General features: G+C 61.4%; 23 protein-coding genes. 8 read left to right on the top strand and 15 right to left on the bottom strand.

Annotation, left to right across the window (positions count from 1 at the left end; all coding sequences use genetic code 11):
- Positions 1 to 5 precede the first annotated feature (5 nt).
- The 3 genes from moaC to PL599_RS11715 all read left to right on the top strand — a co-directional run bounded on the left by moaC (position 6) and on the right by PL599_RS11715 (position 3,291).
- Positions 6 to 497 (top strand): cyclic pyranopterin monophosphate synthase MoaC, encoded by a 492-nt coding sequence (moaC, locus tag PL599_RS11725; protein WP_077982170.1) that lies wholly within the window; start codon positions 6 to 8, stop codon positions 495 to 497.
- Positions 498 to 1,715, top strand: a complete 1,218-nt coding sequence (locus tag PL599_RS11720; RefSeq protein WP_269824684.1) for a molybdopterin molybdotransferase MoeA — start codon at positions 498 to 500, stop codon at positions 1,713 to 1,715.
- 505 nt (positions 1,716 to 2,220) lie between these two features.
- Positions 2,221 to 3,291, top strand: coding sequence for a GGDEF domain-containing protein (locus PL599_RS11715; RefSeq protein ID WP_269824685.1), 1,071 nt, complete (start codon positions 2,221 to 2,223; stop codon positions 3,289 to 3,291).
- Positions 3,292 to 3,414: 123 nt separating this feature from the next.
- Here the strand turns inward: PL599_RS11715 and PL599_RS11710 are convergent, their stop codons facing one another.
- The 3 genes from PL599_RS11710 to PL599_RS11700 form a co-directional block, all read right to left on the bottom strand.
- Positions 3,415 to 4,023 (bottom strand): pyridoxamine 5'-phosphate oxidase family protein, encoded by a 609-nt coding sequence (locus tag PL599_RS11710; protein ID WP_269824686.1) that lies wholly within the window; start codon positions 4,021 to 4,023, stop codon positions 3,415 to 3,417.
- Between the two features lie 54 nt (positions 4,024 to 4,077).
- The gene (locus PL599_RS11705; protein ID WP_269824687.1) at positions 4,078 to 5,889 is read right to left on the bottom strand and encodes a monovalent cation:proton antiporter-2 (CPA2) family protein; all 1,812 of its coding nucleotides are present in this window, start codon (positions 5,887 to 5,889) and stop codon (positions 4,078 to 4,080) included.
- Positions 5,890 to 6,108: 219 nt separating this feature from the next.
- Positions 6,109 to 6,477 carry a gamma-butyrobetaine hydroxylase-like domain-containing protein gene (locus PL599_RS11700; RefSeq protein ID WP_142912302.1) on the bottom strand — a complete coding sequence of 123 codons (369 nt, stop codon included), beginning with the start codon at positions 6,475 to 6,477 and terminating at the stop codon, positions 6,109 to 6,111.
- Positions 6,478 to 6,609: 132 nt separating this feature from the next.
- On the opposite strand from PL599_RS11700, the gene moaA reads away from it, so the two are divergent.
- From moaA to mobB, 5 genes are all read left to right on the top strand, one after another.
- The gene (moaA, locus tag PL599_RS11695) at positions 6,610 to 7,659 is read left to right on the top strand and encodes a GTP 3',8-cyclase MoaA (protein ID WP_269824688.1); all 1,050 of its coding nucleotides are present in this window, start codon (positions 6,610 to 6,612) and stop codon (positions 7,657 to 7,659) included.
- A 171-nt stretch (positions 7,660 to 7,830) separates the two neighbouring features.
- Positions 7,831 to 8,799: a DMT family transporter gene (locus PL599_RS11690; RefSeq protein ID WP_142912304.1), complete on the top strand. Its 969-nt coding sequence runs from the start codon at positions 7,831 to 7,833 to the stop codon at positions 8,797 to 8,799.
- A gap of 1 nt (position 8,800) precedes the next feature.
- Positions 8,801 to 10,000: a multidrug effflux MFS transporter gene (locus tag PL599_RS11685; RefSeq protein WP_137410475.1), complete on the top strand. Its 1,200-nt coding sequence runs from the start codon at positions 8,801 to 8,803 to the stop codon at positions 9,998 to 10,000.
- Positions 9,997 to 10,623, top strand: a complete 627-nt coding sequence (gene mobA / locus PL599_RS11680; protein ID WP_173989226.1) for a molybdenum cofactor guanylyltransferase MobA — start codon at positions 9,997 to 9,999, stop codon at positions 10,621 to 10,623. Before PL599_RS11685 ends, mobA begins: the two co-directional genes overlap by 4 nt.
- Complete coding sequence (gene mobB / locus PL599_RS11675; protein WP_269824689.1) at positions 10,620 to 11,135, top strand: molybdopterin-guanine dinucleotide biosynthesis protein B; 516 nt, start codon at positions 10,620 to 10,622, stop codon at positions 11,133 to 11,135. The genes mobA and mobB overlap by 4 nt, the downstream gene beginning before the upstream one ends.
- 95 nt (positions 11,136 to 11,230) lie before the next feature.
- Here mobB and PL599_RS11670 read toward each other — a convergent pair whose 3' ends face one another.
- From PL599_RS11670 to argS, 12 genes are all read right to left on the bottom strand, one after another.
- Complete coding sequence (locus PL599_RS11670) at positions 11,231 to 12,796, bottom strand: peptidoglycan DD-metalloendopeptidase family protein (RefSeq protein WP_162520386.1); 1,566 nt, start codon at positions 12,794 to 12,796, stop codon at positions 11,231 to 11,233.
- A 344-nt stretch (positions 12,797 to 13,140) separates the two neighbouring features.
- Complete coding sequence (locus PL599_RS11665) at positions 13,141 to 13,782, bottom strand: protein-L-isoaspartate(D-aspartate) O-methyltransferase (RefSeq protein ID WP_077982158.1); 642 nt, start codon at positions 13,780 to 13,782, stop codon at positions 13,141 to 13,143.
- A gap of 8 nt (positions 13,783 to 13,790) precedes the next feature.
- The gene (gene surE, locus PL599_RS11660; protein ID WP_217004806.1) at positions 13,791 to 14,561 is read right to left on the bottom strand and encodes a 5'/3'-nucleotidase SurE; all 771 of its coding nucleotides are present in this window, start codon (positions 14,559 to 14,561) and stop codon (positions 13,791 to 13,793) included.
- Positions 14,562 to 14,772: 211 nt separating this feature from the next.
- The gene (gene serS, locus PL599_RS11655) at positions 14,773 to 16,056 is read right to left on the bottom strand and encodes a serine--tRNA ligase (protein WP_269824690.1); all 1,284 of its coding nucleotides are present in this window, start codon (positions 16,054 to 16,056) and stop codon (positions 14,773 to 14,775) included.
- A gap of 102 nt (positions 16,057 to 16,158) precedes the next feature.
- Complete coding sequence (gene tatC, locus PL599_RS11650; RefSeq protein WP_077982157.1) at positions 16,159 to 16,962, bottom strand: twin-arginine translocase subunit TatC; 804 nt, start codon at positions 16,960 to 16,962, stop codon at positions 16,159 to 16,161.
- On the bottom strand, positions 16,959 to 17,696 hold the full coding sequence (gene tatB / locus PL599_RS11645; RefSeq protein WP_269824691.1) for a Sec-independent protein translocase protein TatB: 738 nt from the start codon (positions 17,694 to 17,696) through the stop codon (positions 16,959 to 16,961). The genes tatC and tatB overlap by 4 nt, the downstream gene beginning before the upstream one ends.
- A 158-nt stretch (positions 17,697 to 17,854) precedes the next feature.
- The gene (locus PL599_RS11640; protein ID WP_003509722.1) at positions 17,855 to 18,061 is read right to left on the bottom strand and encodes a twin-arginine translocase TatA/TatE family subunit; all 207 of its coding nucleotides are present in this window, start codon (positions 18,059 to 18,061) and stop codon (positions 17,855 to 17,857) included.
- A gap of 128 nt (positions 18,062 to 18,189) precedes the next feature.
- Positions 18,190 to 18,924, bottom strand: coding sequence for an SMC-Scp complex subunit ScpB (gene scpB, locus PL599_RS11635; protein WP_089153214.1), 735 nt, complete (start codon positions 18,922 to 18,924; stop codon positions 18,190 to 18,192).
- Positions 18,917 to 19,762: a segregation and condensation protein A gene (locus tag PL599_RS11630; RefSeq protein ID WP_077982155.1), complete on the bottom strand. Its 846-nt coding sequence runs from the start codon at positions 19,760 to 19,762 to the stop codon at positions 18,917 to 18,919. Before PL599_RS11630 ends, scpB begins: the two co-directional genes overlap by 8 nt.
- 58 nt (positions 19,763 to 19,820) lie before the next feature.
- Positions 19,821 to 20,837: a beta-N-acetylhexosaminidase gene (gene nagZ / locus PL599_RS11625; RefSeq protein WP_269824692.1), complete on the bottom strand. Its 1,017-nt coding sequence runs from the start codon at positions 20,835 to 20,837 to the stop codon at positions 19,821 to 19,823.
- 271 nt (positions 20,838 to 21,108) lie between these two features.
- Positions 21,109 to 24,129, bottom strand: a complete 3,021-nt coding sequence (locus PL599_RS11620) for an SPOR domain-containing protein (protein ID WP_271359067.1) — start codon at positions 24,127 to 24,129, stop codon at positions 21,109 to 21,111.
- 66 nt (positions 24,130 to 24,195) lie between these two features.
- On the bottom strand, positions 24,196 to 25,953 hold the full coding sequence (gene argS, locus PL599_RS11615; protein WP_142912316.1) for an arginine--tRNA ligase: 1,758 nt from the start codon (positions 25,951 to 25,953) through the stop codon (positions 24,196 to 24,198).
- Positions 25,954 to 25,987: the final 34 nt, after the last annotated feature.

The following is a 25,987-nucleotide window of genomic DNA, read 5'->3' as shown; positions in this document are numbered from 1 at the left end:
CGCCAATGAGCGATGGCCAGAAGCTCACCCATATCGATGCGAGCGGCGAAGCGCATATGGTCGATGTCGGAGACAAGGCCGAAACCGTCCGTGTCGCAGTGGCCGAAGGTTTCGTGAAGATGAAGCCGGAAACGCTGGCGCTCATCCGCGAAGGCAACGCCAAGAAGGGCGATGTCATCGGCGCAGCACGCCTCGCCGGCATCATGGCCGCCAAGCAGACGGCAAACCTCATCCCGCTCTGCCATCCGCTGATGCTGACCAAGGTGGCGGTGGACATTGCCGAAGACGCCGCCCTGCCCGGCCTGCGGGTCGAAGCGCTGGTGAAACTGTCCGGCAAGACCGGCGTGGAGATGGAAGCGCTGACCGCCGTCTCCATCGCCTGCCTGACAATCTATGACATGGCGAAAGCCGCCGACAAGGCGATGGAGATCGTCAATATCCGCCTGCTCGAAAAGAGCGGCGGTAAATCCGGCGATTTCCGGCGACAGGAGAATTGAATGAAACCGCTGCTGCCCGTGGATGAAGCCATAAGGCGCCTTCTGGAAGCGGCGGTTCCTGTAGCGGAAAGCGAGACCCTACCGCTTGCCGAATGTGATGGCCGGGTTCTTTCGACCGATCTGACGGCGCGCCTCACCCAGCCGCCCTTCGACGCCTCTGCCATGGACGGCTACGCGCTGCGCAGCGCCGATGCGGCCGATATCGGCTCGGTGCTGACCGTCATTGGTCAGGCCGCCGCCGGCCATGCCTTTACCGGCACGGTAGGTGAAGGCCAGGCCGTTCGCATCTTCACCGGCGCGCCCGTGCCTCAGGGTGCGGATACCATTCTCATTCAGGAAGATGCCGAAGTGCTGGAGGGCGGAAAAATCCGCACCGCCTTCGACGTCACCGCCGGGCGACATATCCGCCCGCGCGGACAGGATTTTACCGAAGGCGAAGCGGCCCTGAAGACCGGTCGGGAACTCGGCTTCACCGAACTGACGCTGGCGGCCGCGATGAACCATGCCGCTCTCACTGTCTATCGCAGGCCCCGCATCGCCATCCTCGCCACCGGCGACGAGTTGCTGCCGCCGGGAAGCGCGCCGCAGCCCGCGCAGATCATCGCCTCCAACACCTTCGGCGTCGCAGCCCTTGCCCGGCAGGCCGGGGCCGAGGTCATCGATCTCGGCATCGTCGCCGATAATGACAGGCTGATCCGCGCCGCCATCGGCAAGGCCGTCGCAGCGAATGTCGATGTGCTGGTGACGCTCGGCGGCGCTTCCGTCGGCGACCATGACCTCGTGCAGGCAGCCTTGAAGGCGGAAGGCATGCAGCTCGATTTCTGGCGCATCGCCATGCGTCCGGGAAAACCGCTAATGGTCGGCGCCATCGGCTCCATGCAGGTTCTGGGCCTGCCTGGAAACCCGGTTGCCAGCCTTGTCTGCGGCCTGCTGTTCCTGGAACCGCTGATCCGCAGCATCGCCCGCCGCGCACCCCGGCAACGAGCGGCGACCGCCCGCACCGCCACACCGCTGAAAGCGAATGATCATCGGCAGGATTATCTGCGCGCCCGTTTCAGCACCGACGAAAACGGCCTGCTGGTGGCGGAAGCCCATACGAAGCAGGACTCATCGATGATGAAGATATTGGCCCATTCCGACGGGCTGCTCGTGCGCCCGCCAAATGCGCCAGCGGCGACGGCTGGGACAGAATGCCCGGTCATCCGGTTGAAATCCTGACGCACGGTCTATACGGGCGGATTACGGCCGGCCGCATAACTGGCCTTTTCCTGAACCTTGCCGAATGATTGCCGCGCCGTCCCAAAACGGCGCTGCCGCATCCCGCAGGCGCGGGAACCCAAGATAAGACTGTAACATTCCTGTATCCCGACACGAATGACAAAAAAAGAACCGCCTATAGGCGGGGTCGCGCCGAATTAAAAAGCCACCATACCTTTTCACGCCGGGATTATTTCCCCATCTTGTTGTACCAAAATAAACCACACGAATTCCGTTATTGGGATTGACAGAATAAATGCGGTTCTGTCACCAAGGCAAACAATAGAGGAAAAAGTTCCGGAATTCGGGAAAATGAAAATTACTTATATTTATCAATTAAATAAAATACAAAGTGGCAAAAATGAAGTTTCATGGCACAAAAATTAGTTTCCCATAAATTAAGCTTTCCAAAACGAACTTCATAATAATAATCATAGTCGATAAGCAGACTCACTGGAGTTTCTTGATGAACACGGCATCCACGCCCAAAACCACGGGGCCCGACATTGCCGGGCAGATTGCCTATGCCATGCGGAGCATGGGTGTTTCGCCGATCCCGCGTAACTATAGTCTCTTTTACGAAGCCTATATCGGCTCGAACCCTGCCCTGACGAAGGAGCTGGCCGCGCTTGGACACCGGGTGACGCAGGAGGATCTGGACGAGCTGTCCTCCCGTTACGGAGAAGGAAATCCCGCCCGGTCGATCGACGACGCGCATGAGAAGCTCAGGCGCGAACTGGAGGGCCTTCTGGGCACGCTGAGGCGCGAACAATCCTCCATCGAAAACTACAACCGGATACTCGGTGAAACGCGCCAGCGCATCGATGACAAGAATGCAGCCAGCAGCAATATTCTAAGGAATGCGATTTCGCTGCTGGCCGAGGCCACTGGCTCGAAAATCATCGACGGCGAAAAGACCTTCAACGATGTCAACCGCCATGCCGAGGAAATGCACCAGGTCCGCCTGGAGTTGGATGAGTACAAGCGCATCGCCAATACGGATTCGCTGACGCGCCTGTCCAACCGACGCGCCTTCGATGACCGGCTGGCGTCCATCTATGACAGCTCCATCGGCCTGCAATATACCACGCTCGTCCTGCTCGATATCGATCACTTCAAGCGGATCAACGACACTTTCGGCCACCCGGTCGGCGACAAGATTCTCGCCACCGTCGCCTCCGTCATCCGCGCCAATGTCCGCAAGGATGGTTTCGTCGCCAGAAGCGGCGGCGAGGAATTCGCCATCATTCTGGATGGCAATACGCCGGAAGAGGTGATGGTGATGTGCGAGCGCATCCGCCTGTCGCTGGAAAGCACGCCCTTCCGCAATTCCAGATCAGGCGCCGACTACGGCACGGTCACAATCTCCCTCGGCTTCGCTTCCGCCGCACAGGCCAGCAACCCGAGCGAACTCTACGGCCACGCAGACACCGCGCTCTATCATGCCAAGGAAACCGGCCGGAACCGTTCCATCTATTACGAGGACGGCATGCAGAAGAACTATGCGGGCAAGAACTGGCTGATTTATCGGACGTGAAAATTAGAGGGCAGCAGCCGTTCCGTTGACGCCCTCATTCCTGTGCTCGTCACAGGAATGAGGGCGGGGTGACGCAAGTGCATGCCCTTTAAATGCCAACCTGTTGCTGCGGCAATTGATGCCTCACCACATGGTCTTTGCCGCCCGCGCCGCCCATTCCCGATCATAAGTCTCCTGATCGAACTCCGCCTTCGCCGCCTTGAGCATGGTGCCGGGCGTCGGCAGCGATGCCACATCGACGAAATTGGCGGGGTTCCACAGTTCGGAGCGCATCAGCGCCCGTGCACACTGGAAATAGACCTCGTTTATCGTCACCACGATGACGGTGCGCGGATGTTTGCCATCCATCTCGAAGCTCTGCAACAACCCCGTATCGACGGAAACCACCGCGTGGCCATTGATGCGCATGGTCGTGTTGGAACCGGGGATCAGGAACATCAGCGCCACCCGTGGGTCGCGCACGATGTTCAGAAGCGAATCGATGCGGTTGTTGCCACGCCAGTCCGGCAACAGCACGGTCCTGTCATCGGCCACCCGCACCACGCCGCCCTTGTCGCCGCGCGGTGAACAGTCCATGCCTTCAGGCCCCACCGTTGCCAGCGCGAGGAATGGCGAAGTTTCGATTATCAGCCGGTATTCGGCTGTCAGCGCGGCTGTCACCTTGGCGATCGACGCCTCGCTCGTGCTGTCATAGATGGCCTTCAATTCCTCAACCGTGCGAATGATCGTCATGTCCGTTCCTATCCCTGCCAATTGCCTCTGTCGCCGCCGAAAGACCGGGGCGTCCTATTCCTCTGCGGCTTCCGCCTTTTCCCGCTCTGCCCGCTCGCGCGCGGTGCGGGCGGCCACGAGATCGGCCGGCTGGGCGTTGCCGCGGATCAGCGAACGGCCGGCATAGATGCCGCCGACGACTTCCATGGCGAAACGCTCCTCGTCGCGGTCGCGGAATTCCTCCACCAGGCGTGCGGCGTCTTCCCGCTCCTCGCCCATGGCGCCCAGCACTTCCTCGCTGAAACTCAGCGCCGATTCCAGCGTCTCGCGGATCTGGTAGTCGACGCCGGCTTTCAGCAGATCGATGGCATGGCCGCGGTCGTAAGCACGGGCGAGAACCGGAACCAGCGGAAATTCGTGTTTGACGATCTCTGCGATCCGCACAGCAGCTTCCTTGTCATCGACGCAAATAAGTACCGCGCGTGCCGTGCTGGCACCGGCCGCATGCAGGATTTCCGCCCGCGAACCGTCGCCATAATAGACCTTGAAACCGAATTCCGCCGCATCGCGCACGAAGTCGGCGTCCTTGTCGATCAGCGACAGCGTATAACCGCGCGCCAGAAGCGGCTGGCTGACGATCTGGCCGAAACGGCCGAAGCCGATCAGCAGAATGCTGCCCTCGACATTTTCAGGCACGTCGAGATCGTCGGTATTGGGAACCGCCGCCGGCACCAGCCGGTCATGCAGTATGACCATCAGCGGCGTCAGCACCATGGAGATGATGATGGTCGCCGTCAGGATGGCGTTCGCCTCCCGGTCGAGAATGCCGGCGCTGACGGCAGCCGAATAGAGCACGAAGGCGAATTCGCCGCCCTGCGCCATCAGCACCGCCCGTTCCAGGCTTTCGCGCCGGGTGGTGCCGAGCGCCCGCGCCACGCCATAGATCAGGAAGGCCTTGAGCAGCATATAGCCCACAACGCTGATGACCACGAGCTGCCAGCTGGAGGCAATGACGGCAAGATCGATCGCCATGCCGACACCGAGGAAAAACAGGCCGAGCAGAATGCCGCGAAACGGCTCGATATCCGCTTCCAGCTGATGGCGGAAGGAGGATTCCGACAGCAGCACGCCGGCGAGAAAGGCCCCCATGGCCATGGAAAGGCCGCTGACCTGCATCAGAAGCGCTGAACCCAGCACCACCAGCAGCGCGGCGGCCGTCATCACCTCGCGCGCGCCGGAGGCCGCCAGTAGGCGGAAGAACGGGTTGAGCAGATAACGCCCGGCAAGGATGAGCGCACCGACGGCAGCAAGCGCGATGCCGACGGAAGCCCAGCGCTCCGATGCCGTGACGTGTTCGCCGCCCGAACCGAGGAAAGCGACAAGCGCCAGCAGCGGCACGATGGCCAGATCCTCAAACAGCAGAATGGCGATGATGCGCTGCCCTTTCAGGCTCGACATGCTGTTGCGCTCCTGCAGCATCTGCATGACGATGGCCGTCGAGGTCAGCACGAAACCGGTGCCGGCAACGAACGACATGATGACGGGAAAACCGAGACCGACCCCGATCAATGTCAGGCCGGCCATGCAGACCAGCACCTGAAGCGCACCCAGCCCGAAAATATCCTGCCGCATCGACCACAGCCGCGACGGTTGCATCTCAAGGCCGATGATGAACAGGAACATCACCACGCCGAGTTCCGCTATATGCAGAATGGCCTGCGAATCGGAGAAAAAACCGAGACCGTAAGGCCCGATCACCAGACCGGCGGCCAGATAACCGAGCACCGAACCGAGGCCGATGCGCTTGAAGATCGGCGCGGCAACAACGCCGGCCGCCAAAAGCACGACCACCTGGGCCAGATCATTCCCGTTCGCTTCTACAGCCACACGCCACCCCGCTGAAAATCGATAAGACGAGGGTGTTCCCTCCCTCACTTCCTAGCGCATCGGCGTGAAAAGCGAAAACGATTTTACTGAAGGACGATGCACAGATTCAACGGGTTATTTGTCGCTCAGGGCATGCGATCCTCGGATGCCGCTGTCCTCCTCCCCTCATTGGTATGCTTGTCACAGGAATGAGGGTGGGTCCGCAGGCCTTGCGTCCGTCTACCGGTATCGCGGCTCTCTGCTCAAGCCCTTTTCGGCGAGCTCCCGCTCATAATCCGCAAACAGCGCATCGCCGGTCTCGCCCAGTTCCTTCAGATATTTCCAGGTGTAGATGCCGCTATCGTGGCCATCGTCAAAGATGATGCGCACCGCATAATTGCCGGTCGCGACCATGGAGCGGATGGCGACATCGCGTTTTCCGGGCACCGTGACCTTTTGCCCCGGCCCGTGGCCCTGCACTTCGGCCGAGGGAGAAAGGACGCGCAGCATCTCGGCTCGGAGACGGTAAACGCTGCCGTCATCAAAAGAGACGGTCAGTTCGCGCCGGTCTTTTGACACAAGCAGCTCAGTCGGCCAGGCATCACTCATTTTTCACTTCCGCAAGCTCGTCATATGCGTCAGAATTACGAACTTGCCTCACGATAGGCAAGCCACTACATCACCTGATAGAGCACCCATTCGGCGTGTGTGCCAGGCGCGAGGCGCAGTGAGGATGGAGACGTGAACGGTTTCTCCGGTTCGCTTGAAAAAGCGAAAACCCTGACGGAAAACAGCACACCGATGGTGGACCCTTTCGGCCGCTCCATCACCTATCTGCGTGTCTCGGTCACCGACCGCTGCGATTTCCGCTGTACCTATTGCATGTCCGAGCACATGACCTTCCTGCCCAAGAAGGATCTTCTGACGCTTGAAGAACTGGACCGGCTCTGTTCCGTCTTCATAACGCGCGGCGTGCGCAAGCTGAGGCTGACCGGCGGTGAACCGCTGGTGCGCAAGAACATCATGTCGCTGGTGAGAAACCTTGGCCGCCACATTGAAACCGGTATGCTGGAAGAGCTGACGCTGACGACAAACGGCTCACAGCTCGCCAAATTTGCCGACGAGCTTGCCGATTGCGGGGTGCGCCGCATCAACGTGTCGCTCGATACGCTCGATCGCGATAAGTTCCGCCATATCACCCGCTGGGGCGATCTCGACCGCGTCATGGAGGGGCTCGACGCCGCCCAGGCCGCGGGCATCAAGGTCAAGCTGAACGCGGTGGCGCTGAAGGACTTCAACGACGCCGAGATTCCCGATCTCATGCGTTTTGCCCATGGTCGCGGCATGGACCTGACGGTCATCGAAACCATGCCGATGGGGGAGATCGAGGAAGACCGGACAGACCGCTACCTGCCGCTTTCGCAGTTGCGCGCCGATCTGGAAAAGAGCTTCACATTGATCGACAGCGATTACCAAACCGGCGGTCCCGCCCGTTACGTGACGGTGAAGGAAACCGGAGGCCGGCTCGGCTTCATCACGCCGATGACGCATAATTTCTGCGAAAGCTGCAATCGCGTCCGCCTCACATGTACCGGCACGCTTTATATGTGCCTGGGCCAGGATGACGCCGCCGACCTGCGCACCGCGCTGCGCGCCTCCGACAGTGATGCCTATCTTTCCAGCGCCATCGATGAAGCCCTTCTGCGCAAGCCGAAAGGGCATGATTTCATCATCGACCGCACCCACAACCGGCCTGCCGTCTCCCGCCATATGAGCGTGACCGGCGGCTGAGCGAAGGCTGAAACTGTTTCTCGTCCACCCACCCATATAAACGGTTGAAATGCCGGCTGTGGCGTGCCACGTCTCTTTGCATGGAGGAATGCGTGGTCACGCCCGAAAGGCGGCCCAAATCGCCCCGAAAGGGCGGCCGGGAAAACCGCGCATGGTCTGGGATATTTTGGAATGGCATTGACGGACAATACGCGCGGCGCCCTTTTCATGGCGCTCGCCATGGCAAGCTTCACGGCCAATGACGCCCTGACGAAATCCGTCACGCCCTATATCAATACCGGCCAGATCATGTTCGTCCGCGGCATCATAACGGTGGTGCTGATCTACATCGCCGCCCGCCATTTCGGTGCGCTCCGGCCGCTGAAAACCCTCATGCGCCCCATCATCATCCTGCGCTGTCTCTGCGAGGTGACTGCGGCCGTGCTCTATCTGACGGCGCTCGGCCTCATCGAATTTTCCAATGCCTCGGCCATATTGCAGTCCCTGCCCCTGGTGGTGACGCTGGGTGCGGCGCTGTTTCTGCGCGAGCCGGTGGGCTGGCGACGCTGGATGGCGATCATCGTCGGCTTTATCGGCGTGCTCGTCATCATCAGGCCCGGCCCGGAAGGCTTCACGCCGGGGGCGCTTCTGGTCGTCGCATCGCTCGCCGTCACCGCCGCGCGCGATCTGCTGACGCGGAAAATGTATGCCGATGTGCCCTCGCTCGCCATCACCGTCATCACCGCTTTCGTCAATATGGCGGTGGGCGGCCTGCTGATCGTGCCCTTCGGCGGCTGGCAGCCGATGAATTTTATGATCCTCTCACATCTCGCCGGTTCCGCCATCCTGGTGCTGGTGGGCTATCAGGCGATCATTCTCGCCATGAGATCGGGCGAAATCTCCTTCGTCGCGCCGTTCCGTTACACCAGCCTGCTCTGGGGTTTCATGATCGGCGTATTCTTCTTCAATGAAAAGATCGACAATTATACCATCGTCGGCGCCCTGATCGTCATCGGTTCGGGCCTCTACACCTTCTACCGCGAAAGCCTGCGCAAGCGCTCGCAGATGGCCAAGCGCGCGGCCGCCACCCCCACCGCCGCGACCACGGTACGGCCGGCTTCCGTTACGAAAGCTGCCGTAACGGGCGAGGCTGGAGAATGATATGAACAGCGGCCGTTTTCTGGACAGGACCACACCGCCGCACATCATCACGCTGGTCGTCATCGCCGGCGTTGCGGCTCTGTGCATGAATGTGTTCCTGCCCTCGCTTGCGGCCATGGCGGTTTATTTCGAGACCGACTACGCGGTGATGCAATTTGCCGTTTCGGGTTATCTTGCCGCCACCGCCTGCCTGCAGCTCATCATCGGCCCGCTTTCCGATCTTTTCGGGCGCCGCCCGGTCATGCTGGCCAGCATCGCCATCATGATCGTCGCAACGCTCGTCTGCATGCTCGCGCCCAACATCACCGTCTTCATGATCGGGCGCGTTGCGCAGGCGGCAGTCGTTTCCGGCTTCGTGCTGGCGCGCGCCATCGTGCGCGACATGGTGCCGATGGAACAGGCAGCCTCGATGATCGGCTACGTGACCATGGGCATGTCCGTGGTGCCGATGGTGGGGCCGACGGTTGGCGGGCTGCTCAACGACATTTCCGGCTGGCAGTCGAGCTTCGCCCTCCTCTCCCTGCTCGGCGTCGGCATTCTGGTGCTCGCCTGGTTCGATCTCGGTGAAACCAACCACAATAAGTCGGCGAGCTTTTCGCAGCAGTTTCACGCCTGGCCGGAACTTCTGCGCTCTCCGCTCTTCTGGGGTTATGCGCTAACCTCGACCTTCTCGTCCGGCATGTTCTTCTCCTTCCTCGGCGGCGCGCCCTTTGTCGGCAGCGTGCTTTACGGGCTCGCCCCGGCCATGCTCGGCCTGCAATTCTTCTTCATGGCCAGCGGTTACATGCTCGGCAACTTCATCTCCGGTCGTTATGCCAGCGAAATCGGCATTACCCGCATGATGCTGTCGGGCAATGTCATCGCCATTGCCGGCATCGTAACGACCATGCTGCTGATCTCCGCCGGGGCGGAAAGCGCCTATGCGTTTTTCGTGCCGCTCGCCTTGATCGGCGTCGGTAACGGCGTGACACTGCCGAGCGCCAATGCCGGCATGGTCAGCGTCCAGCCGCATCTGGCCGGCTCCGCCTCCGGCCTCGGCGGCGCGATGACCATCGGCGGCGGCGCAGCGCTCTCGGTGCTCGCCTCCTCGGTCCTGTCCAGGGAGGACGGAACCTGGCCGCTTCTTCTGGTGATGCTGGCGACCGGCCTTGTCGCCCTCCTCACCACCCATGTCGTAAGGCTGCAGGAACAGCGGGAATGACGGCCCCTTTCGAAATACCAGGTCTTGTGCTCGCCGGCGGGCTTTCGCGGCGCATGGGCAGCAACAAGGCGATGGTGCAATTGGGCGATACGCCCCTCATCTCCCATGTCATCAACCGCATCGCACGGCAGGTGTCAGACGTCACCATCAATGCCGCCAATGGCTGGGCGGAGAATTTCGGCCTGCCGCTGCTTCGAGATACGCTGAGCGGCCATGCCGGACCGCTTGCCGGTATTCTGGCCGGCATGCGCCATTTCCAGCATCGTGAGGGCGCGGTCAGTCACTTCCTGACCGCGCCCGCCGACAGCCCGTTTTTCCCGAACGATCTCGTGGCGCGGCTTTGCGAACCCCTGTCAGACGATGCGATCGTCATCGCTGCCTCCAGCGGCCAGCTTCACCCGGTTTTTGCGCTGTGGCCGGTAGCGCTTGCCGATGATCTCGAGGACTGGCTGAAGAACGATGAAAACCGGCGCATCCGCGCCTATCTCGCCCGGCACGTCACCATCGGCGTGGCCTTCCCGCCGCTGGAAACGGCAAAGGGCAGCCTCGATCCGTTCTTCAACATCAACACGCCGGATGAACTGGCGCTGGCGCGCAGCTATCTGGAGAAGCTGGAGCAATGACGGCACAAAAGGTCTTCGGCATCGCCGGCTGGAAAAACTCGGGCAAGACCGGCCTTGCGGTCCGTATCGTCACCGAGCTGGCGGCGCGCGGCTACCGCGTCTCCACCATCAAGCACGCCCATCATGATTTTGATATCGACAAGGTCGGGGCGGATAGCTGGCGTCACCGGCAGGCCGGCGCGCACGAAGTCACCATCGTCTCCGGCACCCGCTTCGCCATCATGCATGAATTGCGCGGCGAACCGGAACCCTCCTTCGAGGACATCCTCTCCCGCCTCGCCCCCTGCGATCTCGTGCTGATCGAGGGTTATAAATACGAGCCGGTGCCGAAGATCGAGGCGCGCCGACTGGACGCGGCCAAGACCGAACCGCTCGCGCCGCTCGATCCGCATATAATCGCCATTGCTGCCGATCATGACGTGGCGGACACGACGTTGCCCGTTTTCGATCTCGACGATACCGGCGCAATTGCCGATTTCATCGAGAAGACGGTGGGACTGGTGAGGCAGTAGCGACGTTTCCGCCGCCTCCTCTCCTCCGTCATCAAGCCAAAAAATGAAAAAGCCGGGCTCATCACCCGGCTTCATCATTCCTTGAGACGCAATACCTATTCAAGGAAAGTGGAAGGGTTCACCGGCGTCGCATCCTTGCGAACTTCGAAGTGAACCTGCGGACGCTTGGCGCTGCCGGTCATGCCCGATGTGGCGATGGTCTGGCCGCGCTGGACCTTCTGTCCGCGCTGCACGTCGAGATTGGCTGCGTTGCCGTAAACGGTGACCTTGCCGTCGTCATGGCGCACGAGAACCGTGTTGCCGAGCTGCTTCAGGCCGTTGCCCGCATAGATGACCACACCGTTTTCGGCGGCCTTGATCGGCGTGCCTTCCGGAACGGAGATATTGATGCCATCGTTGCGGCTGCCTTCGACATTATCGCCGAAATTGTTGATGACCGCGCCGCGAACCGGCCAGCGATATTTGCCGATGCCGGTGGATTCCGGTGCGACGGAAGCCATGTCGGCCTTTTTCTCGATGTCGCTGACACTGGCGGTGGCCGGTGCGGCAGGCGCAGTCGGAGCCGCGGCAGCAGCCGGGGCCTTGTAGGGCTCAGGCTTGGCGGATGCGGTTTCGACCGGCTTGGCCGCTTCTTTGGCCGGAACGGAAGCCGTCTTGATGGCGTCCGTCGAAGCACCCGGCATGTTGAGCGTCTGGCCGACGCGAATGTTTTCGTTGCTGAGACCGTTTGCCGCCTTGAGGGCGGCGACCGACACGCCGTTTGCGCGGGCGATCTTGGACAGGCTGTCGCCCGGCTGCACCTTGTAGCCGCCGGTGGGCGGCAGCGGCTTGCCGCCGGGCGGCGTCAGCTTGCCGGTTTCGGAGGAAACCTTATCACGGGCGGCGGCCTGCGACGGCAGCACAGCCACGTTCCCCTCTGGACTACGCAGCGGCGTCGGCTGGTCACCATTGCGGTTGAGCGCAATATTGCCGGCGGCATCCTTGGCGGCATTGCGGACCTGACCGAACTTCGGAATGATGATCGACTGGCCGGCCTGTGCCGAGGATGCGGTCTTCAGGCCGTTGACGCGCAGCAGTTCCTTTTCCGGAACGCCGTAACGGTTGGAGAGCGTCGCGATGTTTTCGCCGGGACGCAGGGTCACGGAGGCGGCGCCATCCGTGTGCCAGCCGTTCTTGTCGGAGCGGACCGTTGCGGTGGTCAGATTGTCGGCCGCGGGAGCGGCAGCCTGCCGGGCGGGCGCTGCAAGAGACGGCGCAGCCTTGGGCTGGGCGGATGGGAAAGGCTGGGCCATGGCTTCGCTGCGGGTCGAAGGATCGCGGCTTGCCACAGCTGTCGGCGCAGCCAACTCGGATCGCTGCACGGGAGAGGCCGAAGCCGAGCGGGCCATGGAAGGCTGAACGCCGCCATAACCGCCCGATTGCGGATAGGAATTGCCCGCCATGTTCTGGTTGGCATAACCGCCCTGCGGCGCGGCGGAGGCGTAACCGCCATTCATGTCGCCCTGCGGCACCGGGGCCTGCCCGTAAGCACCGCCGCCCTGACGGGCAGGAATTGACGCCGTGGTCATCTGATCCGGTCCACTGGAAAAGAGGCCGCTGAACCGCGTTGCATCCGAGCTACAGCCCGTTGCGACGCTTGCCAGCAATGCCGCTGCGAACATTTTTGCGACTGATTTTCCGATTTTAGACGAATGTCTCATACGCATGACTCGATCTACACTGACGCCAACCCGCCGCATCGAGACCGATCCGGCACAAATTTCACTTCTTGCAAGGCCCATTTCCCGAAGTGGGAAAACCATGCGTCGATGTTTATGATTAAAGCGCGTTAGTGTTACCACGCCGTTAAAACGTTAAGCCGCTTGGCGCTTTTTTGACACTTCGATAACCATGACGAAAACAGAATGCGTCACGTTGGAACAATAATGATATTAAAAATCAGTTAGTTACAGAAATTCAGAACATTAGGAGACAAAGATGGAATGTCTCCAAAATTTTCATTTCGTCACAAATGACGCGCAATATGCGTGCTGAGCGGCAGGTAAGGCGCCTCGAACAGTTCTTCCTTCTCGAAGCGGCTGCCGGTCTTGGAGAACCGCGTCATCACGCAACGCTCGTCTTCGAGAATGATCGGGGCGATCATCATGCCGCCTGAAACGATCTGTTCGGCAAAGAAGCGGGGCATGGTGGTGAAGGCCGCCGTGGAGACGATTCGGTCGAAGGTACCCTCGCCCACCAAGCCGTTGCTGCCATCCGCCTGACGGATGACGACATTACGGATGGAGAGATCGTCGAGACAGTTCTGCGCCCGCTGCACCAGCGTCCTGTAACGCTCCAGAGAAAAGACGCGTTCGACCCGGCGAGCGATGATCGCCGTCATGAAACCGCTGCCCGTGCCGATTTCCAGCACACGCTGGCCGGGTTTCAGCTGCAGTCGGGCAAGGATTTTCACCGCCATGTCGGCGCCTTCCATGAAGGCGCCGCAGTCGATCGGGATCGTGCGGCTGGAATAGGCATCGGCCGCAAATTGCGGCGGCACGAATTTCGAGCGCGGCGTCTGCTCGACCGCCGTCAGAAGGTCGAGATCGGAAATCCCCTCACCCCTTAAGCGGAGAACGAGAGCGGCAAAACCTTCCTTTTCGACCATTGCGGATTTCAATCGGCTGCTCCGAATCCAAGTGCTTGCGCAACCCGATCCTTCACCGTGTAGTCCGTCAGGTCAAGCTTGAGCGGTGTGACAGAAATCTTGCCATGTTTCAAAGCGTGGATATCGGTGCCTTCGCGGAAGGTACCGAGACGCTCGCCGAAGCGCAGCCAGTAGTAGGGAAGACCGCGACCGTCCTGCCGTTCCTCCACCGTCAGGCCAAAATCGAGCTTGCCCTGCCCGGTGACAGACACGCCCTGCACATCCTTGGGCGCACAATTGGGGAAGTTGAGGTTGAGGAAGGTGCCGTCAGGCAGATCGACATCGATGAGCTTGCGGATGAGATCGGGCGCATAGGTCTCCGCCACTTCCCACGGCACGACACGGCCTTCGGCATGGCTGAAGGCCTGGCTGAGCGCAAAGGAGCGCACGCCCTGCAGCGTGCCTTCGATGGCGCCGGCAATGGTGCCGGAATAGGTCACGTCATCAGCCATGTTGGCGCCGGCATTGACGCCGGAAAGAACCAGATCCGGCTTTTCGGGCAGAACCTCGCGAATGCCCATGATGACGCAATCGGTCGGCGTGCCGCGCAACGCGAAATGCTTGTCGGAAACCTTGCGCAGCCGCAGTGGCTCGGAGAGCGTCAGGGAGTGCGCGAGCCCGCTCTGGTCTGTCTCCGGCGCAACGATCCAGACATCGTCGGACAGCGTGCGGGCGATACGCTCCAGCACCGCCAGACCTTCGGCGTGGATACCGTCGTCATTGGTCAGCAAAATCCGCATGGTTCTCTCTCCGCTTTTCATATCTTCAAGGACGGAGCATCCCCCAACCGGCAGTGAGGTGTGCAGCTCTCCCATGGTCATCCTCAGGCCTGTCCAGAGAATCTAATCACGTCGAAATCAATCGATAGGTTGCAGATCCTCAGGCCTGTCCCGAGGACGACGTCGGCCTGATTGGAAGACTCTCCTTCCAATAGCACGACGCTGCGCTCCCTCAGGCCGCTTTCTCGATCCGAGTCAGACCACCCATATAGGGAAGCAGCACGTCCGGAATTGTGACGGAGCCATCGTCGTTCAGGTAATTTTCGAGAACCGCGATCAGGCAGCGACCGACAGCCGTTCCGGAACCGTTCAGCGTGTGCACGAATTTCGTCGCCTTGTCTTCCTTGCCGCGATAGCGCGCATTCATGCGCCGCGCCTGGAAATCGCCGCAGACCGAGCAGGACGAAATTTCGCGATAGGTGTTCTGGCCCGGCAGCCACACTTCCAGATCGTATGTCTTGCGGGCGCTGAAGCCCATGTCGCCGGTGCAGAGCGTCATGGTGCGGAAATGCAGGCCGAGGCGCTTCAACACCTCTTCGGCGCAGGCCGTCATGCGCTCATGTTCGGCGACCGCGCTTTCCGCATCGGTGATGGAGACGAGTTCGCATTTCCAGAACTGGTGCTGGCGCAGCATGCCGCGCGTGTCGCGGCCGGCCGAACCCGCTTCCGAACGAAAGGATGGCGTCAGCGCGGTAAAACGTAGCGGCAGCTTCTCCTGATCGAGAATTTCGCCGGACACGAGGTTGGTCAGCGTCACCTCGGCCGTCGGGATCAGCCAGCGGCCATCCGTGGTCTTGAACAGGTCCTCGGAGAATTTCGGCAATTGACCGGTGCCGAACATGGCTTCGTCGCGCACCATTAGCGGCGAGGAAACTTCGGTATAGCCATGTTCCGAGGTGTGCAGGTCGATCATGAACTGGCCGAGCGCCCTTTCCAGACGCGCCAGCTGGCTGGTCAGCACGGTAAAACGTGCGCCCGAAAGCTTGGCGGCACGCTCGAAATCCATATAGCCGAGCGCTTCGCCAATCTCGAAATGCTCCTTGGCCTCATGGTTCCAGCCGGGCTTCTGACCGACGACGCGGGTCACCACATTGTCATGCTCGTCCTTGCCATCGGGCACATCGTCGAAGGGCATGTTGGGCAGGCGCGAAAGCGCATCGTTCAACTCGGCGGTGACCAGACGGTCCTCCTCCTCGGCGCGCGGCATGTTGTCCTTGAGATCGGCGACTTCGGCTTTCAGCTTTTCCGCCAGCTCCATGTTCTTCTGCGCCATCGCAGCGCCGATTTCCTTGGAGGCGGCGTTGCGGCGCGACTGCATGTCCTGCAGGGACTGGATGACGGAACGACGCTTTTCATCAAGCGCGATCAGGCCGCTGGCGGCGGGCTCTGCGCCACGGCGTGCAAGCGCCGCATCGAAAGCTTCGGGGTTTTCGCGTATCCATTTAATGTCGTGCATCGTCGTTCCAGACCGTTGTTGCATCATCGGTGTTTCACAGCAAAACGCCGGGCATGAGCCCGGCGCGAGGAAATGTCGTGAGCGGCGAGACCTTCGAGAATATCAGGTCTCCTCCAGCTCCGTGCTTGCGGATTCTGCCGCACGTTTCCTCTCCACGAGTCGAGCCATGTAGATGGAAATCTCGTAGAGAATGATTGCAGGCAGCGCAAGACCGATCTGGGACATGGGGTCCGGCGGCGTCAGGACGGCTGCGACTACAAAGGCGAGGACAATCGCGAACTTGCGCTTTTGCCGCAGCCAGTCGCTGGTCAAAAGCCCGACGCGGGCCAGAAGTGTGGTGACGACGGGCAGCTGGAACACCAGACCGAAGGAGAGAACCAGCGTCATGATGAGGCTGAGATACTCCGACACCTTCGGCATCAGCGAAATCGCCACCTCGCCGTCTTCGGGCAATTGCTGCATGGCGAGGAAGAACCACATGACCATGGGCGTGAAGAAGAAATAGACAAGCGCCGCACCGATGAGGAAAAGGATCGGCGAAGCGATGAGGAACGGCAGGAAGGCCGCCCGCTCGTTCTTGTAAAGGCCGGGCGCCACGAATTTATAAAGCTGCGAGGCGATCACCGGGAAGGAAATCACAATGGCGCCAAACATGGCGACCTTGATCTGCGTGAAGAAGAATTCCTGCGGCGCGGTATAGATCAGCGACGACTTCGCCACATCGAGCCCGGCCCAGATCACCGCCCATTTATAGGGAACGACCAGCAGGTTAAACAGATGTTTGGCAACGGCGAAACAGGCGATGAAGGCGACGAAGAACGCGCCGAGCGACCAGATCAGCCGCGTGCGCAGTTCCATGAGGTGCTCGATCAGCGGCTGCGGCTTATCCTCGATATCCCCGCTCATGCTTCATCCTTTTTGGGCTTTGCAGCCTTGGTTTTTGCCGTTTTAGCCGGCTTGGCCTCGGCCACGGCCGCCTTGTCTGCGGAAGACTTGCTGGCAGCCGCCTTTTTGGTGACCGCCTTCACGGCAGGCTTCGAGGCGGCGGGCTCACTGGTTTTCACGGTGGCGGCGGTTTCTGGCGCTGCGGCAACCTTGCTCCGCGCGGCACGTTTCGGCTTGGCGGCAACCGCTTCGGCCTCAACAGTCGCAATGGATTTCGACCGCGCGCGCTTGGGCTTTTCCTCCGCGGCGACAGCTGCGGCAACCGGCGCAGCGGGTGCGGCAACGGGAGGCGGCGCATCCGGCAGCTTCATTTCAGGCTCAGGCACGCTGACCAGCGGCGCGACCGGCTCTCCTGTCGCCGGCGCCGGCGTGGACGAAAGGCCATCCGGCGCAGCCGTCGCCTTCTGGAGATCGGATTTGATCTCGTTGCCCAGCTGGCGAAGTGGGTTCATCGCATCGCGCAGCGAATTGGTCGGGTTTAGATTGCGGACATCGGAGATGGTTTGGCGCACATCGTCCATGTCGGCTTCTTTGAGGGCCTCATCGAACTGGCTGCGGAAATCCCCCGCCATCTTGCGAAGGCTAGCCATCGTTTTGCCGAAAGCGCGGATCATGGGCGGCAAGTCTTTAGGCCCGACGATCACGATCAACACGACCGCAATCACCAGCAGCTCGCTCCAGCCGATATCTAACATCAATATGCTCCCGAGACCCTAGCGCTCCGGCCCGACAATCGGAATCGATTTTCGACGGGAATGAAGCGCAACATACAAGTGGCAGAGCGTCCTTGGTGCGTCAAAAAAGGACGCAAGGCGCTCTAGCGCCAGTCTCACACCAAGCGGCGAAAGGCCGCTTACTTGATCTCGTCAGCCTTGTGGTCGACGGTCTTCGTGTTGGCATCGGCCGGCGGCGGCGTCTGGTCTTCGTCAGCCATGCCCTTCTTGAAGCTCTTGATGCCCTTTGCGACATCGCCCATCAATTCCGGAATCTTGCCGCGTCCGAAGAGGACGAGAACAATCACCAGCACGATGAGCCAATGCCACACACTAAAAGAACCCATAACTGAAACTCCTGAATTTCGCTTTCAGACGATGTAAGACGTTTGAAAGGCTTTTTCAAACGACAAATCACCCCTTCGACAACGAGTGCGCATAAAGTTTTCGTGGCCGCGCCGGCAGGATGTCGATATCAGTCGTCGCCATCGCCGCCGCCGGGGGCCAGCAGGCCCAGTTCCTCGAGATCCAGCTGTGTGATCGGATCTTCATCCTCGCGCAGCTCGTCACTCATCATCGGCAAAGGTACGCCGAAATTGGAGGGAATGCGGCCCGAAAGCAGCCCTGCCCCCTTCAGCTCCTCGAGCCCCGGCAGATCGCGCAACTCCTCAAGACCGAAATGATCGAGAAACTCCACCGTGGTGCCGATCGTCACCGGCCGGCCGGGGGTGCGCCTGCGGCCACGGAACCTGACCCAGCCCGCCTCCATCAACACATCGAGCGTGCCGCGCGATGTCTGCACGCCGCGAATCTCCTCGATTTCGGCGCGTGTCACCGGTTGATGATATGCGATAATCGCCAGAACTTCCAGCGCCGCGCGCGACAGCTTCTTCGGCTCCTTTTCCTCAGCGCGGATGACGAAGGAAAGATCGCCGGCGGTGCGGAAGGCCCATTGCCCGCCCACCTGCACGAGATTGACGCCCCGCTCCGCATAAAGCACCTTGAGACGCTGCAGAATGGCAACGACATCCATGCCGCGCGGCAGGCGCTCGGCGATGAAAGCCACGGAGACCGGCTCGGACGAGGCGAAGACCAAAGCCTCGGTGATCCGCTCGGCCTCCTTCAGTTGCCGTTCGGAAAATACCGTGGGTTCGAATCCCACCCCATCTGTCACGATCATCGCCTCGCCGGTCTCTTCATCATCAGTCATTGTCGCTCCTCCCGGCACTGGCCGCGGGCTCATCCCTCGTGCCGCGGCGCATATAGATGGGCTGGAAAGCGCCCTCCTGCCGGATTTGCAGCGATCCCTCGCGCACCAGTTCCAGCGAAGCGGCAAAGGCGCTGGCGATCGCCGTCACCCGCATGGCGGGATCGGGTACATATTGCAGCAGATATTGGTCGAGCACGGTCCATTCCCCGACATCGCCGAGGAGGTTGGTCAAAAGCTCACGCGCCTCGACAAGCGACCAGACCTGCCGTTTTTCAATCGTGACCTGAGTAATCGCCTGCCGCTGCCGCAGATTGGCATAGGCGCTGAGCAGGTCATAAAGGCTCGCCTCATAGGCGGAGCGGTTGATATGCGGAATATGCTCGGGCGCGCCGCGGGCGAACACATCGCGGCCGAGCTGGGCGCGGTTGACGAGACGTTCGGCCGCCTCGCGCATCGCCTCCAGACGCTTCAGCCGGAAGGCCAGCGTGGCGGCCATTTCTTCGCCCGAGGGACCGTCATCCTTGGATTGCTGCGGAATGAGGAGCTTGGATTTCAGGAAGGCGAGCCACGCCGCCATGACGAGATAGTCAGCCGCAAGCTCGATGCGGACGCGGCGCGCGCTTTCCACGAATTGCAGATATTGTTCGGCAAGGGCCAGCACCGAAATGCGCGACAGATCGACCTTCTGCGTCCGGGCAAGATGCAACAGCAGATCGAGCGGGCCTTCGAAACCCGCGACATCGATGACCAGCCCGGCCTCGCCCGTCAGCCGCTCCGGCGTCACATCCTGCCAGAGCTTGTCCATCGGTGTCGAATTGCGAGACTTGTCTGCGGCCATTGTTCCATCCGCCGGGCGTCCGGCCTGTCGTCCCGAGTACCGGGCCGCCGCCCGACTGTCAGGAAACGGCCCACATGGCGTTGAATTCGGCTCTCAGCTCCGCTTCGTCGGAAGGGTCCGCAACAGGGAAACCCGCTTCCACGGCCCGCACCCGCTCCAGCGAACGGCCGGAAAGAACGGGAACCTCCTTCACGACCTGCAGCATTTCACCCATCACGCCGTTGCAATGCAAGACTATATCGCAGCCGCCCGCAACAATATTCGCAGCTCTTTCACCAAGCGTGCCCTTCAGCGCATTCATGGAGCTGTCGTCGGACATCAGCAAACCGTCGAAGCCGATCCGCCCGCGAATGATCTCCTCGATCACCTTCGGCGAGGTCGTCGCCGGGCGTTCACGGTCGACGGCGTTGAACACCAGATGCGCGCTCATCGCCATCAATTCGCGGTTCAGCGCCCGGAACGGCACGAAATCATGGGCGTCCAGCTCATCGAGCGGCACATCGACGACCGGCAGTTCATGGTGCGAATCCACCATGCCGCGGCCATGGCCCGGCATATGTTTCATGACAGGCAGCATGCCTCCCGCCTTCAGGCCGTCGGCCGCTGCTTGCCCCATCTCGGCCACCATGGTCGGCGTGTAGCCATAGGCGCGGTTACCGATGACATTGCTGGCGCCTTCCACCGGCACATCGAGCACCGGCAGGCAATCGACATTGATGCCGAATTTCATGAGGTCGAAGGCATGCAGGCGCGACATCAGCCAGGCGGCGCGCAGACCCGCCCCCCGGTCGCGCTCATAGATTTCACCGAGAATGCGGGCGTTCGGATAGGCCTGCAGGATCGGTGGCTTGATACGCTGCACGCGCCCACCCTCCTGATCGATAAGAACCGGCGCATCTGACCTCCCGACGGCGTCGCGCATGGCGGCGACGAGATCGGTGATCTGCTGCGGCTCGCCGATATTGCGCCCGAACAGGATGAAGCCCCAGGGCTGTTCATCGCGGTAAAGGGCAATCTCGTCGGCCGTCAGCGAAAGCCCGCTGCATCCGAGGATCATAGCTTTGCAATCGGTCATGGGTGTCACGCTCAAAGGGAAAAGAGATGGAGGGTGGGTAAAAGGGGATGTGCTCTCGGAGTGCGAAAACAGTCAGGTGGACCTGCGGCCGCCATCCTCGCATAACCTCTCCGCCGTCATCCTCGGGCTTGTCCCGAGGATCCATCGCTCCGGGTGTGGATCCTCGGGTCAAGCCCGAGGATGACGGCGGAGCGTGAGGAAAGGCCGAGTGCCATCCAAAAGGGCTGCCTCACGCGGCAGCCCCGATCTGTCTAAGCCAATCCGGCCACTATCACCGCGCCACCAGGCAGCTGCCGCCGGCCGAGCGGAACCTTTCGCACAGCGCCACGGCTTCGCTCTTGTCACCCGCCGGGATACGGACGCGGTAGAACGTGCCCTTGCCAGCGATTTCGGCGGCCTTGATGTCGACGCCGCGTCCACCGATGACCGAGCCGAACTTGGCCGACATGTTCTGGTAGGACTTCTGGGCTTCCGCCTGGCTCGGCAACGAGGCGATCTGGATGTAGTAGCCGCCGGCGGAAGGCGTGCTGGTCGCCGCCGGCGTCGCCGCCGCCGTCTGCTGCTGTGCCGGAGCGTTCGTGGGGCGGACATTGCCCTGGTTGGTCACAGTCGCCACCACATTGGCTGGCTGCGAGGACGGACGCGCCGAGGGAACTGGCGCCGCCGACTGTGCTGCCGGTGTCGTGGCGGCAGGCGTGTTCGCCTGCGGCTGAGCCTGCTCCGGTGTGACCGGGACCCGCGATGCGGCGATGACGGCGGGCGCGCCCTCACCCGGCTTTGCGGTCTGCGGTGCTGCAAGCTCCTCAACCTTGTCGGCCTTCGGCGGCTGGGCGGCCGGCGCTTCGACTTCCTGGGCAACCAGCGTGCCGTCAGGCTTGACGATCATGGTGCGGACCTTACGCGGCGAAACGCCGGTTGCAGCCGAACCTTCATTCTGCGCAGCCTTTTCTTCCGGCGAAAGCAGGCGCGGATCTTCTGTTTCGCCAACCGGCGTGCCGGCGGGTTCCATATCCGCATCGTTTTCGCCTTCCAGCGGCAATTGTTCGGGGATCAGCGTACGCTGCACCACATCCACCGGCTGCTCGTTGCTGGAAATCAACGATGGCTGTTTCGGATCGGCAGCGCCGCCGCCGGCCACGCGGTCGTAAACCGCCTTGTCCTGGTTCGGCACAACGCGACCGCCCGGATTTTCCGGAACGACCTTCATCGGATCGCTATCGGCGGAGATGATGACCGGCGCGCCATTCGAACCCATGCTGGACGAACCGCCGGAAACCAGCGCGTAAACGCCGCCGCCGACCAGCACCAGACCGATTGCCGCGGCAACCGGCATGATCCAGCGGCGACCGCCGCGTTCATCCTCACCACGATAATCCGCCGGATGCTCCACATAGGTATTCTCGGCGTCGCGGGATGCGTTGCCACGGGAAGCCGCAGCCTCCTGCATGGAACGACGGAAATCCTCTTCCAGCGCCCGTTCGAATTCATCGGCCTCTTCCGGAGCCGGCGCAGGACGCGCCTGGGCGGCGCCGCGACTGTCGCCATGTTTGTGACGGTCGAGACCACCGGCGACAGCAGGCGCAAACAGCGTCGCAAGCTCGGTATCGATATCGAGATCTTCCTCGTGACGGCGCGCGGCCGGCTTGGGTTCGAAAACACCGACCGGCAGTTCCGGCACATCCATTTCGACGATGGTTTCCGGATGTTCTTCCGTCTCGCCGATCTGCGAAGGATCGAAAGGCAGGCTTTCCAGCGTCTGCGGTGCGGCTGGCTGCGGTGCTGCTGCAACAGCGGGGCGCGGCTGCACCGGAACGGCGGTCACCGATGCGGCCACGGAAGCCGGGCGCGGCTGCGGCGCGGGCTGTTCCCTCACCGGCTGCGGCGCGGCGGCCGCAACGGCAACCGGAGCGGCTGGCTGCTGGCGAACGGGTTGCGGCGCGGGCGCAGGTGCAACTTCCGCCTCGGCGATTTCAGACAAATCAAGATCCAGATCGAGATCGTCGAGCGCAAGCTCGAAATCATCATCGTTGAAGCCGGCGAAATCCGTGAAATCCAGCTCGTCTGCGGGTGCCGCAGGCGCAGCAGCGGCAATCGGCGCGGCCTTGACCGGCGCGGCGGCAACCACGGGCGGCTCCACCTTCGCAGCCTGCGCAGCGGGAACATCTTGCACGAGCGGTGTTTCGCCGCGACCGGGAATGGAATATTTCGCGACGTCGTAAATCAGCTCGTCCATCGGCGACAGATGTTTCGCTTCCGGCTTCTCGGCAACCTCAAACGCCATAGGCTCTGCGGCAGGCGTGAAGGTCTCGGCGACCGAAGGCGCAAAGGACGGAGCGGCCTCCACTGCCTGAACGACGGCAGGCGCGGGAGCGACTTCGACCTGCGGCTCGATGCGGGCTGCGGCAGGCTGCTGCTCGGAGCGTGGCTCAACCCGCCTCGGATCGACAGCCGAAACATCCCGGCGCGCGCCGAAATTGGCGAGCGGCAGCCGCAGGCTGGAAAATTCCAGCGAGGACCGGCCGCCATGCGACGGCGGACGCACGGAAACCGGTGCGGGCGCCTCCTCGGCGACAGCTATTTCCACCTCGTCGGCGAGATCGAAAGCCTGCGGCTCCGGCGCATAGGAATGACCATCGGCGTGAATGTTGCTCGAAACATCGGCGGGAAGCTCCGGCATCGCATGCCATTCGGTCGCGGCGGGTTCCGCTGCCTGCGGCTCTTCCCACCCAGCCTGCTCGGCGACGGGCTGGTAAACCATCGGCTCGGCGGGACGCGACTGGCGCGAATGCACATCGAAAACTTCCGCCACCGCGGAGGCGTCGTCGCGGAAATCCGCACGAATATCCTGCGCGGTCGTTTCGACGTAGTTGTGAATATAGGCCTGATCGACTTCCGGAAGCGGCTCTTCCATCACCTCCGGTGCGGATGCGGCAACAGGCGCGGGTTCATCCGCCGGCGCAAGCTCGGGCTCGCGGCGGGCGAAAACCTGCTCGACACGCTGCATGAAATCGTTGGGATGGATGCCTGTGCGAACATCGTTTGCCGGATCAAGAACGACCGGATCGGCATGCGGCGCATCGTAGACTTCGAACTCCCGCAGAAGCTCGTCCTCGAGATTAAATTCCGGTTCGCGGCGGGTCGCCGGCGAAGCGGCGCGCGGCGCAGCCTCGGAACCCGCATGCGAAGGACGATCTTCGAAGCCGACGATACGCGCCAGTTCTGCCAGAGGATCGTTGTCAGCGAACCCTTCGGACCGGGCGTCCCGGTTATACGCGACTTTTTTTTCGACCATTACGTGTTCCACCATCTACGCATTGCAGCTCTTGCCAGCGTATTGTGAGCAAATAATGGTGATATGTTATCGCATTTCGGCAGGTGCGTCCGCTCCTAAAAGCGTGAGGCCGGACCTCAAAACATTTGCGACAGCATTCACCAGCCCAAGTCTGGCAATGCTCAATTCTCGGTTTTTATCGTTAATAAAACGTAATTCCGGCTGGTCTTTGCCCTTGTTCCAGTGTCCATGGAAGGAACTGGCGAGGTCATAGAGATAAAAAGCAAGCCGGTGCGGCTCGTGCGAAAGAGCCGCCGATTCGATCAGGCGCGGATATTCGGCGAGCTTTGCAACCAGCTGCAACTCGTTGATATCGCTAATCAAAGCGACGGAGGCCGCCATCTCCTCAGCCGAAGGAGAAAGCCCCGGAAACGCTTCCTGCGCCTGCCGGAAGATCGACTGTGAGCGGGCGTGCGCATATTGCACGTAAAAGACCGGATTATCCTTCGATTGTTCGGTCACTTTCGCGAAATCGAAGTCCAGCGGCTCGGAATTCTTCCGATAAAGCATCATGAATCGCACCGGATCGCGACCCACTTCGTCGACAACATCGCGCAGCGTGACGAAGTCGCCGGAGCGCTTCGACATCTTCACCGGCTCACCATCGCGGAACAGCTTGACGAGCTGGCACAGCAGCACCGTCAGTTTCGACTTGCCTTCGGAGACGGCGCGCGCGACCGCCTCCAGCCGCTTCACGTAGCCGCCGTGGTCGGCGCCGAGCACATAGATCATCTCGGAAAAACCGCGGTCGAACTTGTTCTTGAAATAAGCGACGTCCGCGGCGAAATAGGTGTAGGAACCGTCCGATTTCATCAGCGCGCGGTCCATGTCGTCGCCCACCTCGGTGGAGCGGAACAGCGTCTGTTCGCGGTCTTCCCAGTCGTCAGGCAATTCGCCCTTCGGTGGCGGCAGGGTGCCCTTGTAGACATGGCCCTTGAACGTCAGGTCATTGATAGCAGAGAGGATCGGACCGCCATTGCCCTCATGCAGCGTGCGCTCCGAGAAGAACACGTCGTGCCGGACGTTGAGCAGCGCCAGATCCTCGCGGATCATCGCCATCATCGCGTCGATTGCCTTGTCCTTGACGATAGGCATCCACTTTTCTTCAGGCATGGCACGCAGCTTGATGCCATATTCATCCGCCAGCGCCTGGCCGACCGGAACGAGATAATCACCGGGGTAGAGACCGGACGGAATGGTGCCGATATCTTCGCCGAGCGCCTCGCGGTAGCGCAGGAAGACGGAACGGGCCAGTACATCGATCTGCGAGCCGGCATCGTTGATGTAATATTCCTTGGTAACGCCGTAGCCTGCGAATGCCAGCAGGTTCGCCAGCGTGTCGCCCACAACGGCGCCACGGCAATGGCCGACATGCATCGGGCCTGTCGGATTGGCGGAAACATATTCGACGTTGATCTTCTGGCCGGAACCGATGGTGGAGCGGCCGAAATCGATGCCCTGCCCGATCATGTCTGCCAAAAGACGCTGCCAGTAACCGACCGAGACCTTGAGATTGATGAAACCAGGACCCGCGACATTGACGCTGTCGACATCGCTATCCGCCTGAAGCGCGGGCACGATGAGTTCGGCGAGCGCGCGCGGATTGGTGCCGAGCGGCTTGGCCAGCACCATGGCGGCATTGGTTGCAACATCGCCGTGGCTGAGATCGCGCGGGGATTCGACGGTAATTCGACTGAAATCGACCTTTTCGCGGTTCTCTTTCACGAGATCGAGGGTCTCGAGCGCGTTTTTGATCCTGGTATCGAAATCAGCAAAAATGTTCATCGTTCCAACCTGCGCGAAGGGCTTCTGTTTATGT

It is taken from the genome of Agrobacterium sp. ST15.16.055, assembly GCF_027956555.1.
Taxonomy (GTDB): Bacteria; Pseudomonadota; Alphaproteobacteria; order Rhizobiales; family Rhizobiaceae; genus Agrobacterium; species Agrobacterium salinitolerans.
This window is presented reverse-complemented; position numbering and strand designations above follow the sequence as displayed.